Origin of the sequence: Nonomuraea dietziae (genome assembly GCF_014195505.1) — a bacterium.
Classification (GTDB): domain Bacteria; phylum Actinomycetota; class Actinomycetes; order Streptosporangiales; family Streptosporangiaceae; genus Nonomuraea; species Nonomuraea roseola.
The window spans coordinates 130,155-145,851 of record NZ_JACIBV010000001.1 but is presented as its reverse complement, the minus strand read 5'-3'; the positions used below and the strand labels follow the sequence as shown (position 1 = coordinate 145,851).

The window sequence follows — 15,697 nt, the reverse complement described above, 5'->3', positions numbered from 1 at the left end:
GTCCTTGATCGTGATGGAGTCCCCCGATGGGACCTTCCGTCTGCGGACGGTCTCTCCATCGGCTTGCGCTCACATCAAAACGCCCCGGCTCTCCGCGAAACACGCCAAAGGACACACAATTGATCTTGTGCGTAGAAGGACACAGAAGGTCGCCCGCGCGTCCGGCCGGACGACCGCCGGGACGGCCGAGACGGACACCTCGTCATCACCGCGCGCGAGGACAACCCCGACGGCCGCTGTCGCATTAGCGACATGGCAGACAAACGGCAGGTCCTGAGGCTGGCGGGCAGAGCCCGCCATCGCCCACTCTCGTGATCACTAGTTGTTGATACGAGAGGTTCACCCCCCATGCACTGGTCCGCACATGTGGCGGCGGTGGGAGTATCCGCCGCCGCCCTGCTGAGTCCCCCGTCGCCCGCGGCGGCGCAGCCTGCCGCCTCCGGCGTCCACCGCGTCACCTTGATCACCGGCGACGTGGTGACCGTGAGGGAGTCGGAGCAGGGCAGGCGCGCGGTGGAGGTGAAGCCGGGGCCCGGCCGTGACCGGATGGGCTTCCACACCACCGAGGAGGACGGCGAGCTGCGGGTCCTCCCCGCCGACATGGTGCCCTACCTGGCGGCCAAGCGGCTGGACCCGAGCCTGTTCTCCGTCACCGGCCTGATCGAGCAGGGCTACGACGACGCGAAGACGGACAAGCTGCCGCTGCTGTTCGTCTACGACGGCATGGCCACCAGGACCGCGACTCCGCTGGAGAGCGTCAACGGGCGGGCCGTCTCGGCCGACAAGCGCACGATCGGCCAGCTGTGGAAGTCTCTGGACGAGGAGCGGGCGAGCCTGTCCCAGGGCGTGGCGAAGATCTGGCTCGACGCCAAGGTCAAGGTCTCGCTCGATCACAGCGTGCCGCAGGTGGGCGCGCCTGAGGCGTGGCAGGCCGGGTTCGACGGCAAGGGCGTCAAGGTCGCCGTCCTCGACACCGGAGTCGACGCCGCCCACCGGGATCTCGCGGGCCGGGTGAAGCAGACCAAGGTGTTCACCGGCGACGAGAGCGTGAACGACGCCCACGGGCATGGCACCCACGTGGCCGCCACCATCGCGGGCGGGGTCGGCAAGAAGGGCGTCGCCCCCGGCGCGGAGCTGATCATCGGCAAGGTGCTCGGCGACGACGGGTCAGGCACCCTGTCCGGCGTCATCGAGGGCATGGAATGGGCCGCCGCCGAGGGAGCGTCGGTGATCAACATGAGCCTCGGCGGTGACGTCACCGACGGCACCGACCCGCTCAGCGTCGCCGTCGACAATCTCACCGAGCGGACCGGTGCGCTCTTCGTGGTCGCGGCGGGCAACGACGGCGCGGCCTACTCCGTGGGCAGCCCGGGAGCGGCCACCTCCGCGCTGACCGTCGGCGCGGTGGACGGCAAGGACGCCATCGCCGACTTCTCCAGCAGGGGTCCGCGTCTGGACGACGCGCCCAAGCCGGACCTCACGGCGCCGGGCGTCGGCATCGTCGCGGCCAGGGCGACAGGCACCGGCATGGGCCAGCCCGTCGACGAGCACTACACGGCCGCGTCGGGCACCTCCATGGCCACTCCGCACGTGGCGGGGGCCGCCGCCATCCTCAAGCAGCGCCATCCGGAGTGGAAGGCGGGGCAGATCAAGGACGCCCTGGTGGGCTCGGCCAGGACGGTGGCCGGTCAGCAGGTCGACGACGCGGGCGCGGGCAGGCTCGACGTGGCGCGCGCCCTGCGGCAGGGCGTGACGGCCACGGGCGTGGTCAACCTGGGCAAGCACCAGAAGGGTGAGGGGACGGGCACGGCCGAGGGCACGATCACCTACACCAACGGCACGGCGGCGCCGGTCACGCTCGCGCTCTCCAGCACCCTTGAGGGCGCCGTGCTCAGCACGCAGAGCGTCACAGTCGAGGCCGGCGGCACCGCCGAGGTCCAGGTCCGCGTGGACCTGGCCAAGCTGTCCTTCGGCAGGTACGGCGGGCACGTCACGGCGACCGCGGGAGCCGAGACGGTGCACACCACGCTGGCACTGACCTGGAAGGGACCGCAGCACACCGTCCGCTTCACCGCCGTGGACGCTGCGGGCAGGCCCACGAGCACCGACACCCTGTCGATGTTCGGAGCGTCGCAGCAGGACGACGTCTTCACCTGGGTGCCCGAGCAGGGCCTGACCGTGGAGGTCTCCGAGGGCACCTACATGACGCAGGCGATCAACCTGGCGAGCGGCTGGGGCCGCATGCACCCGCGCGACGGGCTCGTCGTCATCCCGGAGCTCAAGGTCGACCGCGACCTGGAGGTGGTCCTCGACTACCGCAGGACCAGCCCCGTCACCGTCAAGGTGAGCGAGCCGGTGGAGCAGGTGGGCATCTTCACCTACTTCACCCACCGCGCCTTCGGCTCGCGCAGAATCTCCCAGGGCGTCATGAACTTCGACGTCGTCGAGGGCCTCAACGTCTCACCGACCCAGCCGGTCAGCCAGGGCACGTTCGAGTTCGCCTCCCGCTGGCAGCTGATCGCTCCGAAGATCACCGCCCGGGTGGCGGGTTCCACCTACCCGATGGGCTTCCTGGGCGGCTCGCCCGGCCTGGAGGGCCGCCACCTGTGGCGGCTGGCCGAGGGAGCGGACGGCGCGCGCGGCAAGGTCGCCGTGATGGACTCTCCGGACTGGGAAGCCGGCGCCGAGGCCGCGGTGAAGGCGGGGGCGGTCGCCGCGATCATCGTGATGACCCCCGACGACGCGCTCGCACGTGGATGGAGCCCGGCCAACGTGAGGCTGCCCATCCCCGTCATGCTGATCGCCAACGACCACGGGCAGCGGCTGCTCGAAAGGGTCAGGAAGGGGCACGCCCTGCTGGACATCAGCGGGACGATGGCCTCGCCGTACCTCTATGACGTCATGCAGGTCTCAGCCGGGCACGTGCCGGACACGATCGTGCACGAGGTGAGCGACCGCAACACCGCCCGCATCGAAACGAAATATCAGGACACGGGCGGGTTCGGGTGGGCCAAGGAGCAGCGGTTCGGCTGGCGGCCCTGGCAGGCCTACTCCCTGGGCAGCCAGATGGAGAAGCAGCGGATCGTGAAGACGCCGTCGCGGCGGGCCGAGTACGTCAGCGCGGACGGCTCGTTCTGGCAGCACCTCGTCAACCACCAGTACACCTGGGACGACATGAACCGGTTGCAGGACGGGCTGACCGAGCCGCCCCGCACCTACCGGCCCGGTCAGCGGGTCAGCGAGAGCTGGCACGCCCCCGTCGTACGGCCCGCCATCCCCGACTGGCTGGCTCCCTCCACCCGCACGGGCGACACGCTGGAGATCCGCGTCCCCGAGTTCGTCGACGCCTCCGGCCACGTCTCCCGCGCGGGGGTCGACAACGACAGCGCCTCGGCCAGGTTCCTGAGGGACGGCAAGCTCGTGGAGGAACGCGACGCCGCCTGGGGCGCCTTCCCCGCCGTGCCGCAGGAGGCCGAGTACCGCCTGGAGCTGTCCACCAGGCGCACCTCCGAGGAGTGGACGACGGCGGTCGCGACCGAGACGGCCTGGACGTTCAGGTCGAAGCAGGGCCAGCAGGTGCTGCCGCTGCTGCAGGTCGACTACGACGTGCGCCCCGGACTGCTCGGCCTCGCCGTACGGCACCAGAAGGGAGTGAGCGGGCTGACCGCCAAGGACCTGCGGCTGGAGGTGTCCTATGACGACGGGGCGACCTGGCGCAGGCAGCCGGTCCTTCCGCTCGGCCATGGCCGCTACAGCGCGGTCGTCCTTCGCCCGCATCCGTCGCTGCGCGTCACCGCCACCGACTCCGGCGGCAACCAGGTCAGGCAGACGGTGATCAGGGCCTACTGACCGTCAGAGCCAGTTCTCACGGGCGGCGTGCCAGGCCAGCTGCATCCTGGTCTGGGCGCCCGCCTGCTCCATCAGGTGGGTGATCCGGCGCTGGACGGTCCGCTGCGACACCTTCAGCTGCGTGGCGATCGACTTGTCGGGCACGCCCGCCACCAGCAGCGACAGCAGGTAGAGGTGGTCGGAGTCGAGCGGGCTGCCCGGTGTGGTGAGACTGACGGGGGTGGCCCGCTCCCAGAGGCTCTCGAACAGCGCCTCGAGCGCGTCGAGCAGGCTGCTCGGCCTGATCAGCGCCGCGGTGAGCTGGGTCAGCCCGCCGGTGTGCTGGATCAGCGGGAGCACGCCCAGCTCGCCGTCCGCGATCATCATCCGCACCGGCAGGGTGGGCAGGGCGCGCGCCTGCTCACCCAGCTTGATCCCGTCGGCGAGGTTGACCAGCATGCCGGGCTCCTCCAGCAGCGCCCCTTCGTAGATGACGCGGTAGCCGACCCCACGTCCCAGCGCGGCCAGCTCCTCGGTGTTCTCCTGGGAGGTCATCGCCACGTGCCCGGCCCTGCAGAGGCTGACGACCTCGTGCCGCGCGTTGTCCTGCAGCAGGCGCAACTGCTCGCGCAGCGCCGTCCTGCTGGTGATCACCTCGATCAGCTGGGCGGCCTCGCGGCGCCGCGAGTGGGCCAGGTACTCCCCCGTGAGCTGCTCCACGGCCTGTCTGGCCCGGTCCACCTCCTCCTGCCGCCTGTGCAGCCGGGCCGCGAGCGCCACGTCGGGCGCGACGGCGGTGAACCTGTCAGGCTCTCCTGGTACGGCTCGCGCCAGGCCCTTGGCGAGCAGGGAGCCGAGCGCCCGCCGCGCCGCCTCGCTCTCGACGCCGAGCTCCGCCGCCAGCTCGGCGGGCTCCACCCCGGCGGTTCTGACCAGCAGCCGGTAGGCGGCTTCCTCCTCGGCGCTCAGCCCCGCGGCGCTCAGCACGTCATCCGGGAGATCCGGTCGAGGATCTCCGGCGCGGGCGGGGCGGCGACGTCACGCCGCACGCGGCTCTCGCCGTCCTGGGTGGACGCTCTGGCGGCCGAGGGCACGCCCGCACCATGACGTGGCGCTTCGAGGTCATCCACCAGGACGGTGTGGTTCACCCGGCCATTGTAGGGATGCCGGTGCCGGTCCAGGGAGGTGCCTCAACCAGAGCCGCACCTCACGACCGGTCGCCTGCGGGCCAGCAAGGTGGCGGCAGTCCGCCTGGCTCCCGGACGGCGGCGAGGTAGGAGAGATCGGTCACCCCGGCGACTCTGGAGGAGCTCCCGAGACCTTTCGTGACGTGAATCGTTTGTACGATCCCCACAACTCCGGCCGTGAAGCACGCTCAGTACCCCGCATGGCCGTATCCGGGGGCACCCGAGAGTATGGATACCGGTTGAGGCGGGACGGCCGCCGTGTTCATCGTCTTCGAAAGGCCCTCAGTGTTCAGTCGTGTCGCCATCGTCAACCGCGGTGAAGCCGCCATGCGGCTCATCCACGCCGTTCGGGACCTAGCCGCGGAGACCGGAACACGGATCGAGACCGTCGCCCTGTACACGGACTCCGACAGAACGGCCACGTTCGTCCGCGAGGCTGACATCGCCTACGACTTGGGTCTCGCCGCGAACCGGCCCTATCTCGACCACGCGGTCCTCAGGAAGGCCCTGGTCGAGACCGGCGCGGACGCGGCCTGGGTCGGTTGGGGCTTCGTGGCGGAGGACCCGGCGTTCGCCGAGCTGTGCGCCGAGATCGGCGTGACGTTCGTCGGCCCGAGCGCCGAGGCGATGCGCAAGCTCGGTGACAAGATCGGCTCGAAGCTGATCGCCGAAGAGGTCGGCGTGCCCGTCGCGCCGTGGAGTCGCGGACCGGTGGAGACGCTGGAGGACGCCAAGGCGGCGGCCGACCGCATCGGCTACCCGTTGATGCTGAAGGCGACCGCGGGCGGCGGTGGTCGCGGCATCAGGAAGATCTCCAACGCCGACGAGCTGACCCAGGCCTACGAGCTGACGCGTCAGGAGGCCGCGCGCGCGTTCGGCAGTGGTGTCGTGTTCCTGGAGCGCCTGGTGACGGGCGCCAGGCACGTCGAGGTGCAGGTCATCGCGGACGGTCAGGGCACCGCGTGGGCGCTGGGCGTGCGCGACTGCTCCGTGCAGCGGCGCAACCAGAAGATCATCGAGGAGTCCGCCTCCCCTGTTCTCGACGCCGGGCAGGTCGCCGAGCTGAAGGCGTCGGCCGAGCGGCTCGTGCTCGCGGTGGGCTACCGGGGCGCGGGCACCATCGAGTTCCTCTACCACCCCGGCGAGCAGCTGTTCGCCTTCCTCGAGGTCAACACGCGGCTTCAGGTCGAGCACCCGATCACCGAGATCACCACCGGCGTCGACCTGGTGAAGGCCCAGTTGCACGTGGCGGCGGGCGGCAAGCTCGAGGGTGACGCGCCCGAGGAGTGGGGTCACGCCGTCGAGGCGCGCCTCAACGCCGAGGACCCCGACCGCGACTTCGCGCCCTCGCCCGGCCGGATCGCGCGGCTGGCGCTGCCCAGCGGCCCTGGCATCCGGGTCGACACCGGGTTCAGCGAGGGCGACGTGATCCCCGCCGACTTCGACTCGATGATCGCCAAGATCATCGCGCACGGCCGTGACCGCACGGAGGCGTTGGCCCGCCTGCGCCGCGCGATGGCGCAGACGACCGTCATCATCGAAGGCGGCGTGACGAACAAGAGCTTCGTCCGCCTGCTGCTCGACGAACCCGCGGTGATCGACGGCTCCGCCGACACCGGCTGGATCGACCGTGTGCGCGCCCAGGGCGCTCTCGTGTCGCACCAGCACTCCGCGATAGCCCTGATCGCCGCCGCCATCGAGGCCTACGAGGACGAGGAGGCGGTGACGCGCCAGCGCTTCCTGTCCACCGCGCACGGCGGCCGTCCGCAGGCCCAGCACGAGAGCGGTCGTGCGCTGGAGCTCAAGCTCCGCGACGTCGGCTACCGCGTCCAGGTCGCCCGCACCGGCGGCCACCGGTTCCGCATCGGCATCTCGGCGGGCGGCCCCGAGCACGCGGCCGACGTCGACATCGAGCGCTTCGACGAGCACAGCGGCCAGCTCACCGTGAACGGCGTTCGTTTCAAGGTCGTCACGAGCACGCACGGCCCGATCCATCTGGTCGAGGTCGACGGCATCACGCACCGCATCAGCCGCGACGAGGGCGGCATCGTGCGCTCGCCCGTGCCCGCGCTCGTGGTGGCCACGCCGCTGCAGGCGGGCGACGAGGTCGAGGCCGGTGCGCCGCTGCTCGTGGTCGAGAGCATGAAGATGGAGACCGTGCTGCGCGCGCCGTTCCGCGGACGCGTGCGGGAGGTCGCGGTGTCGGTGGGCAGCCAGGTGGAGGCGGGCGCCCGCCTGCTCCGCCTGGAGCCGCTGGGTGACGGCGACGAGGCGGCCGGTCCCGGGGAGGCGGCGGAGGAGGTCGAGCTGGACCTGCCGTCCGAGCCGGTGGACGTGCCCGCGGCCGCGCGGGCCGCACGTGGCCTGCAGGACCTGCGCAGCCTCCTGCTGGGCTTCGACATCGACTCACAGGACGAGGGGCGCCTGCTCGCCAACTACCTGGCCGCGCGCGCCGAGCTCGTCGCCGGGGGCGACCACGAGCTGGCCGGTGAGGTCGAGCTGCTGCGCCTGTTCGCCGACCTGAGCGAACTGAGCCGCAACAGGCCCGCGGGAGAGGAGTCGAAGTCCGACTCCTCGGTGCACAGCCCCCGCGAGTACTTCCACATCTACCTGCAGTACCTCGACCCTGAGCGGTCCGGGCTGTCGGAGAGCTTCCAACAGCGCCTCACGCACGTGCTGTCCCGCTACGGCGTCGAAGGCCTGGACCGCACGCCGGAGCTGGAGGACGCGGTCTTCCGGATCTTCCTGGCCCAGCAGCGCGCCTCCGCCGACGTCGCCGTGGTGACGAGCCTGCTGCGCCAGTGGGTGAAGGAGGCCCCGCCCGCCGAGGCGGACCGCGTCACCGTCGGCCTGGCGCTGGAGCACCTGGTCTCCGCCACCCAGGTTCGCTTCCCCGCCGTCGCGGACCTGGCACGCGGCGTCGTGTTCGCCTGGTTCGCACAGCCGCTGCTGCGCCGTAGCCGCGCTAAGGTCTACACGGCCGTGCGCAAGCACCTGCGCCACCTCGACCAGCATCCTGACGCGCCCGACCGCGCCGAGCGCATCTCCGCGATGGTCGCCAGCGCCGAGCCGCTCGTCCGGCTGGTCGGCCAGCGGATCGGCCGCGAAGGCACCGATCCCGTGCCGCTGCTGGAGGTGCTGAGCCGCCGCTACTACGGCAACCGCGCGCTGAGCGACATCCGGGTGAGCAAGGTGGCGGGCTGCACGTTCGTCGTCGCCGATCACCGCTCCGCGACCGGCAACGGCCGCGTCGTCACCACCGCGGTCGACTTCCCCGCGCTGGCCGAGGCGCTCAAGGCGGTCGGTGAGCTCGCCGGTGACGGCCTGCTGGTGGCCGATGTCTACCTGGCCTGGTCGGACGCTCCGAGCGACCCCGACGAGATGGCCGAGCGCCTGCGCGAGGTCCTGGCCGGGCAGGAGCCGTCGAACCGCGTGGGCCGTATCACCACGACCGTGGCGGGCAACGGCGGCGCCGTGACGCATCACCACCACTTCACCTTCCGCCCGTCCGCTGACGGCTTCGTGGAGGAACGGCTGCTGCGCGGCCTGCACCCGCGCATCGCCGAGCGCATGCAGCTGGAGCGGTTGCGCGACTTCGACCTCACCCGGCTGCCCTCGCCTGACGAGGAGGTCTACCTCTTCAGGGCCGCCGCACGGCAGAACCCCTCCGACGAGCGCCTCGTCGCCCTGGGCCAGGTGCGCGACCTGACCCCGTTGCGCGACGACGAGGGCAGGATCGTGGCGCTGCCCGCGGCCGAGGACATCCTGGTCACGTGCCTCGACGCGATCCGCAGAGCCAAGAAGCCCGGCGCGAAGACCTCCGCCACGAACCGGATCGTCATCTACGTGTGGCCGCCGACCGACCTCTCCTCGGACGACCTGAACACCGTGGCGAAGCGCGTGTTGCCGACGACGGCGGGCGCGGGCCTGGAGGAGGTGCTGTTCCTCGGCAGACGCCGCGACAGCGCCACCGGCGAGATCGTCGACATCGCCGTCCAGATCGGCTACGACGTGGGCTCCGGCGTGCGGCTGTCCATCGTCCCGCCGCCGACCGAGCCCATCGAGCCGCTGGACGACTACCGCCAGGAAGTGCTGCGCGCGCACAGCCGGGGCACGCCCTACCCCTACGAGCTGACCGGCATGCTCGCCGGGCCGTTCGGCTCGTTCACCGAGTACGACCTGGACGAGCACGCGAAGCTGGTGCCGGTGAACCGGCCCAAGGGGCGCAACACCGCCGCGATCGTCGCGGGGGTCGTCAGCACGCCCACGCCGCGCCACCCGGAGGGCATGACCCGCGTCGTGCTGCTGGGCGACCCGACGAAGGCGCTCGGCGCGCTGTCCGAGCCCGAGTGCGCCCGGGTGATCGCCGCGCTCGACCTGGCCGAGGAGATGCGGGTGCCGCTGGAGTGGTTCGCGCTCTCCGCGGGCGCCCGGATCTCGATGTCGTCCGGCACCGAGAACATGGACTGGGTGGCGGCCGCGCTCAAGCGGATCGTGACCTTCACCCAGGACGGCGGCGAGATCAACGTCGTGGTCGCGGGCATCAACGTCGGTGCTCAGCCGTACTGGAACGCCGAGGCCACGATGCTCATGCACACCAAGGGCATCCTGGTGATGACGCCCGACTCCGCGATGGTGCTGACGGGCAAGCAGTCGCTCGACTTCTCCGGCGGGGTGTCGGCCGAGGACAACCACGGCATCGGCGGGTACGACCGGATCATGGGCCCGAACGGCCAGGCGCAGTACTGGGCGCCGGACATCCGCGCTGCGCGGGAAGTCCTGATGTCGCACTACGACCACAGCTACGTCGCGCCGGGCGAGAGCCGGCCGCGCAAGACGGTCACCAGCGACCCGGCGGACCGCGACGTGTCGACCTTCCCGCACGCCGCGCCGGACAGCGACTTCACGACGGTGGGTCAGATCTTCTCCGCCGAGTCCAACCCGGACCGCAAGAAGCCGTTCGACATCCGCACGGTCATGCGCGCCCTGTCGGATCAGGACCACCCGGTGCTGGAGCGGTGGGCGGGCATGGCCGACGCGGACACCGCGGTGGTCCAGGACGTCCATCTCGGTGGCCGGCCGGTGTGCCTGCTGGGCATCGAGTCCCGCTCCGTGCCGCGTCGCGGATTCCCTCCCACCGACGGCCCCGACACCTACACCGCGGGCACCCTGTTCCCGCGGTCGTCCAAGAAGGCCGCCAGGGCCATCAACGCCGCCAGCGGGAACCGCCCGCTGGTCGTGCTGGCCAACCTGTCGGGGTTCGACGGCTCGCCCGAGTCGATGCGCAAGCTGCAGCTGGAGTACGGCGCGGAGATCGGCCGCGCGGTGGTGAACTTCAAGGGACCCATCGTGTTCTGCGTGATCTCGCGCTACCACGGCGGCGCGTTCGTGGTGTTCTCCAAGGCGCTCAACCCGAACATGACCGTGCTCGCGGTCGAGGGCTCGTTCGCCTCGGTACTCGGCGGTGCTCCGGCCGCCGCGGTGGTCTTCGCCCGCGACGTCGACAAGCGGACCGGCAACGACCCCCGCGTGCTCGCGCTCGCCGCCCGTGTCGCGGAGGCGCCTGCGGCCAGCCGGGCCGCGTTGGCCGCCGAGCTGGCCGAGCTGCGGGCGTCGGTGCGGGCCGAGAAGCTCACCGAGGTGGCCACCGAGTTCGACCGCGTGCACAGCATCCAGCGGGCGGTCGAGGTCGGCTCGGTGGACGCGATCATCAGCTGCGCCGAGCTGCGGCCGCGCATCATCGAGACGGTCGAGAAGAGCCTCGCCCGACAGTCCTGACCCGGGCCTGAAGCCGGATGCCCGCGCCTTTCGAGGCGGGCGTCCGGCTTCTCGCGCTCTGGCGAGGCGTCCGGGTCGCCGCCGCAGGCACGGCGACGATCACGGCGGCCCGCCTGGCCGGTGACGAGGCACCGGCGCTCCGGCGTCGAACGACGCCAAGCGGTCTTGAGTAAGCGCGTTGTGGTTGGTGCCACTGCCGAGGCTCGTCTCATCGAGCGTGTGCATGCTCTGCGACAGTGATGTCCTCGTGACGCCGACCCAGGTTACTTAGCAAACGGGTCGACCCGTATGGTAAATCGATATGAGCTCCTTTCCGTCCTCCAGGGGACGTCCCAGGGATCCCCGCTCGCACGAGGCGATCGTCAGCGCGGCCACAGAGCTGGTGATCGAGGTCGGCTACGCCGCGACATCGATCGGAGCTGTGGCCGCCCGTGCCGGTGTCGGCAAGGACACGGTGTACCGGAGGTGGCGCGGCAAGCCGGAGTTGGTATTCGAGGCCGTGTTCACGACCACCGACCATGTTCCGGCCCCGGACACCGGAACGCTGGCCGGCGACCTGACCGCACTGCTGCGGAGCCTGGTCGAGGAGTTCCACGCACCTGCCGCCGCAGCGGCGCTCCCAGGGCTGCTCGCTGACTTCGCCGCCGATCCGGTGCTGAAGGCGCGCATCCGCAGCGACTTCCTGGCCCCCTCGAAGGAGCGGCTGCTGATCGTCTTCGAGCGTGCCGTGGCGCGCGGGGAGATCGCGGCCGACACACCCGTGGATCTGGTCCTGGACACGCTGGCAGGAGCCGTGTTCTTCCACGTCGGCCTGGTCGGGGAACGCCCCGACCGTCAGCTGGCCGGCCGGCTGGCTGCTGTCATAGCCAAAGGAATCGAGATCCGATGAACGGCTGGCTTCTCGCCGCGGGCATCACCGCGTTGGGTGTGGCCGCAGCGCACATCGTCGGCGGGCACCGGGATGTGGTGCTCCCGCTGCTGTCCTGCGGACTCGCGGACGAACCCAAGCGCGTTCTTCATGCCGTGTGGCACATGGTGAGCGCCGACCTGGTGCTCTCCGCGGCCGCCTTGGTCTACCTCGCGCTGGCGGACGATACGTCAGCGACCGGCCTGATGGCGTGGTTCGTGGCTGTGCACTTCGTGGCGTACGCAGTCGCTTTCCTGGTCGTCACGCTGTCGGTCGGCTGGCCGAAGCCACTGCTCAGGCTGCCGCAGTGGATTCTTCTCCTGCCGGTCGCGGTCCTGACAGTGGTGGGTGCCGCGTAGCGACAGCCCCGGAGAGATACAGCCGCGGTGCCGCGGGGCGGATAGCCGCCGGCAGCCTCCCCGCACACAAGCTGACCGGTCTTGGTGATGCGGCTGAAGTTCGGATATGAGGCAGAGCGTGATCGGCACCGCCGTCGACCAAGCCCTGAACCGTCAACGCGCACGCATCAATGGATCAGCAGCAGACTTCACCAAAGCCGCTTAGTGGCCGCGCGGGAGGCGGTAGACCGACACGTGGGAACGCGATTCGGCGGTGAAGTCGGCTCCCGACCAGTCGGCATGCCTGGCCTCCAGCTCGAACCCGGCCAGCTGCCCCATGAGGTCGAGCTCCGCCGGCCAGATGTAGCGGTGCGGGCTACGGAACAGCCGAGCCTGCCTGCTGTCGTCGAACCTGAAATGGTGGGACACGACGTGCTGGCGCAGCACGTCGTAGGTGTCCAGCCCGATGTAGCCTGGCTCGCAATGCCAGACCGTGGCCTGCTGACCCGGCGGTAGCTTGCGCAGCTCAGGAACCCAGAGCTCGATCACGAACCGGCCGCCGGGCGTGAGGTGGCGGGCGGCGTTGCGGAAGCAGGCGACCTGCTCGGCTTGGGTGAGCAGGTTGGAGATCGTGTTGTAGACGAGGTAGACGAGCGTGTACTCCCCTGGAGCGACGGCGGTCGCCATGTCGCCGACGATCACCGGGATCGTCGCCTCGTCCGCCTTCGTCCGCAGTTGGTCGATCATCGCAGATGACATCTCGATGCCGGTGACGGGCACCCCACGCTCGGCGAGCGGCACGGCCACCCGCCCGGTTCCGATGGCGAACTCGAGTGCCTTCCCGTCGCCCGCGAGTTCGGCGAGGCGGTCCACGGTCGGCTCCAGGACTTCAGGCGCGAACATGCCGGTGCCCGGCGTGTCATAGCCCCGGGCGGCATCGATGCCCCAGATCTCCTCCTGCTCCATGCCGCCAACGATGGCCGCGGGGTGTGAGCGGTGTCCACCGAACTTCACGGCGGCGAGAGCGGCGGCGATGCGACGGCGCATGCCGGGCCTCCCGATCCGACGGCTTCGCTAAGGTCCGGTGGCTCCCGCATGGGTCCAGGGTGGGGGCGCGGGGTGGCATGCTGGGAGGCCGGCGATCACGAGGAGATCAGCGATGAGCCACGCTTCCGGAACGCAGCCCGCGCCCCGGCGCACCCCTCTCGACGCGGAGGAGAAGGCCAGGGGCGTGGCGAACTTCTCCACTCTCGTCGCCCAGGAGCTCCTCGGCAGCGGACGGTTCAGGGTGAGCGCCGACACGCCGGAGATGGTGGAGCTGTTCCAGGCGGTCGCCCGCCGGGTGGGCGAGATGCTGCGGCGGCCTGTGATCAGCTACGCCAACGGCAGGTACATCGTGATCACCTTCGGCCAGGAGGGAGCCTCGCTCTCACCGGCCGAGGAGCCCGCACAGCACAGGTGACCGTCAGGCGTCGTCCACCTACCTGTAGTGCTCACTCCAGGTAGGTGCTGTCGGTCGTCTGGAACGGCTGAGCCCCCGGTCGGGCAGGGAGCGTGCGTCGACGAGGGCTTGCCCCGCCTGTATGTTTACGTAAACATACAGGCGGGGCACGGCGCTCCGCCGACCTCAGGGTCTTTCAGCACAGGAGCAGCAGCGCATGCCCGTTCTTCAGATCGACGACGGCGGATTCCGACTCGACGGTGAACCCTTCCGGCTCCTGTCCGGCGGGCTTCACTACTTCCGTGTCCATCCGGCGCAGTGGGCTGACCGGCTCCGCAAGGCGCGCCTCATGGGCCTCAACACCATTGAGACGTACGTCCCCTGGAACCTCCACCAACCACGGCCGGACCGGTTCCGCATGGACGACGAACTCGACCTGCCCGCCTATCTCGACCTCGCCGCCGCCGAGGGTCTCCACGTCCTGCTTCGCCCTGGCCCGTACATCTGCGCCGAATGGGAGGGTGGCGGGCTGCCCTCGTGGCTCCTGGCCGAACCCGACCTCCGGCTGCGCACCCGCGACCCCCGTTACCTTTCGGCGGTCGACGACTACTTCGCCCGGCTCCTCACCCCGCTCCAGCCCTACCTCTCCACGCGGGGCGGCCCGATCCTCGCCATCCAGGTGGAGAACGAGTACGGAGCCTACGGCGACGACACCGCCTATCTCGAGCATCTCGCCCACTCGCTCCGCCGGTGCGGCGTCGACGTCCCGCTCTTCACCTGCGACCAGCCCGCCGATCTGTCGCGCGGAGCCCTGCCGGGCATTCTCGCCACGGCGAACTTCGGCAGCCGCTCGGCCCAGAGCCTCGCCACGCTGCGCGCCCACCAGCCCACCGGCCCGCTGCTGTCGACGGAATTCTGGATCGGCTGGTTCGACCGCTGGGGCTCCCACCATGTGGTCCGCGACGCTGACCAGGCGGCGCAGGAGCTTGACGAACTGCTCGCCACCGGAGCTTCGCTCAACCTCTACATGTTCCACGGCGGCACCAACTTCGGGTTCACCAACGGCGCCAACGACAAGCACACCTACCGGCCGACCGTCACCTCCTACGACTACGACGCCCCTCTCGACGAAGCCGGTGACCCCACCGAGAAGTTCACCGCCTTCCGCGAGGTCATCGCCAAGTACGCGACAGTCCCCGACGAGCCCGTCCCCGCGCCCGCGGCCAAGCTCGCCGTGCCTGCCGTACCGCTGACGCAGAGCGCGGGCCTGCTGGAGAACGCCGAGTCGCTCGGCGAGGCCGTCGAGTCCCGACATCCGCTGACGATGGAAGAGCTTCGGCAGGACTTCGGCTTCGTTCTCTACGACACCACGCTGCCGGCGGCCGGGCCCGTCCTGCTCGAACTGGAGCACGTCCGTGACCGCGCCCAGGTTTTCCTGGACGGACAGCCCGTCGGCGTCCTGGAGCGGGAGAATCACGAGCATGCCATCGCGTTCACCGTGCCGCGCGAGAGCAGCGTCCTCAGTGTGCTCGTGGAGAACCAGGGTCGCGTCAACTACGGGGTGGGCATCCACGACCGCAAGGGACTGCTCGGAGAGGTCCTCCTCAACGGCTCGGAGCTCGCCGGGTGGACCAGCCGTCCGCTTCCGCTGACCTCCCTGGAAGGGCTCCCGTTCGCCGCCACCAGGACCGTGACGATCGGGCCTGCGTTCCACCGCGGCACGTTCGAGGTGGTCGAGGCGGCCGACACCTTCCTCCATCTCGACGGCTGGACGAAGGGTAACGCGTGGATCAACGGCTTCGCACTCGGCCGCTACTGGTCCCGCGGCCCCCAACGGTCCCTCTACGTCCCCGCCCCCGTGCTGCGCAAGGGCACCAACGAGATCATCGTCCTCGAACTGCACGCCTCCCACCACGCCCGTACCGTCGACTTCAAGCAGACGCCCGATCTCGGCCCCACCGAGGAGTAGGACCGGCACGGGCACGCTGTGGCCGGGCACCGACCCTGCGGTACGGTGCCCGGCACGCCGTTGGGAGCGGCGCCTGGACCGGCGGCCCGGCGTTCCGGCCGTGAGCCTGGGACGGGAGAGCACCCCCTCCGCCATGCTGTCGCTCACAGGCACAGCCTCGCCAAGCCGAGCCCGTGGAAACGCATGTCGGTCTTTTGTGGCTGTTGGTACCTGAGCTCGGCCGACCGGTCCACAGGCTCGGACGCCGGG

The 15,697-nt window shown here is 70.5% G+C and carries 9 protein-coding genes; 6 read left to right on the top strand and 3 right to left on the bottom strand.

Annotated elements, in window-relative coordinates; genetic code table 11:
* The first annotated feature begins 348 nt into the window (after positions 1-348).
* A complete protein-coding gene (locus FHR33_RS00710) occupies positions 349-3,849 on the top strand; it encodes a S8 family peptidase (RefSeq protein ID WP_183642036.1) in 3,501 nt (1,166 codons plus the stop codon).
* Positions 3,850-3,852: 3 nt separating this feature from the next.
* On the opposite strand, the gene FHR33_RS00705 is transcribed toward FHR33_RS00710, so the two are convergent.
* Together FHR33_RS00705 and FHR33_RS00700 are read right to left on the bottom strand one after the other, a co-directional pair.
* On the bottom strand, positions 3,853-4,815 hold the full coding sequence (locus tag FHR33_RS00705; RefSeq protein WP_183642033.1) for a helix-turn-helix domain-containing protein: 963 nt from the start codon (positions 4,813-4,815) through the stop codon (positions 3,853-3,855).
* The gene (locus tag FHR33_RS00700) at positions 4,809-4,976 is read right to left on the bottom strand and encodes a hypothetical protein (RefSeq protein WP_183642030.1); all 168 of its coding nucleotides are present in this window, start codon (positions 4,974-4,976) and stop codon (positions 4,809-4,811) included. Before FHR33_RS00700 ends, FHR33_RS00705 begins: the two co-directional genes overlap by 7 nt.
* Positions 4,977-5,300: 324 nt before the next feature.
* Here FHR33_RS00700 and FHR33_RS00695 point away from each other — a divergent pair, with 324 nt between their 5' ends.
* The 3 genes from FHR33_RS00695 (at position 5,301) to FHR33_RS00685 (ending at position 12,059) form a co-directional block, all read left to right on the top strand.
* The gene (locus FHR33_RS00695; RefSeq protein WP_183642027.1) at positions 5,301-10,793 is read left to right on the top strand and encodes an ATP-binding protein; all 5,493 of its coding nucleotides are present in this window, start codon (positions 5,301-5,303) and stop codon (positions 10,791-10,793) included.
* A 301-nt stretch (positions 10,794-11,094) separates the two neighbouring features.
* Positions 11,095-11,682, top strand: coding sequence for a TetR/AcrR family transcriptional regulator (locus tag FHR33_RS00690; RefSeq protein ID WP_183642024.1), 588 nt, complete (start codon positions 11,095-11,097; stop codon positions 11,680-11,682).
* The gene (locus FHR33_RS00685) at positions 11,679-12,059 is read left to right on the top strand and encodes a hypothetical protein (protein ID WP_183642022.1); all 381 of its coding nucleotides are present in this window, start codon (positions 11,679-11,681) and stop codon (positions 12,057-12,059) included. Before FHR33_RS00690 ends, FHR33_RS00685 begins: the two co-directional genes overlap by 4 nt.
* 201 nt (positions 12,060-12,260) lie before the next feature.
* Here FHR33_RS00685 and FHR33_RS00680 read toward each other — a convergent pair whose 3' ends face one another.
* Positions 12,261-13,004, bottom strand: a complete 744-nt coding sequence (locus FHR33_RS00680; protein ID WP_183659803.1) for a class I SAM-dependent methyltransferase — start codon at positions 13,002-13,004, stop codon at positions 12,261-12,263.
* Between the two features lie 193 nt (positions 13,005-13,197).
* Here FHR33_RS00680 and FHR33_RS00675 point away from each other — a divergent pair, with 193 nt between their 5' ends.
* On the top strand, positions 13,198-13,500 hold the full coding sequence (locus FHR33_RS00675; protein ID WP_183642019.1) for a hypothetical protein: 303 nt from the start codon (positions 13,198-13,200) through the stop codon (positions 13,498-13,500).
* Positions 13,501-13,696: 196 nt separating this feature from the next.
* Positions 13,697-15,448 carry a glycoside hydrolase family 35 protein gene (locus FHR33_RS00670; protein ID WP_183642016.1) on the top strand — a complete coding sequence of 584 codons (1,752 nt, stop codon included), beginning with the start codon at positions 13,697-13,699 and terminating at the stop codon, positions 15,446-15,448.
* Positions 15,449-15,697 lie beyond the last annotated feature (249 nt).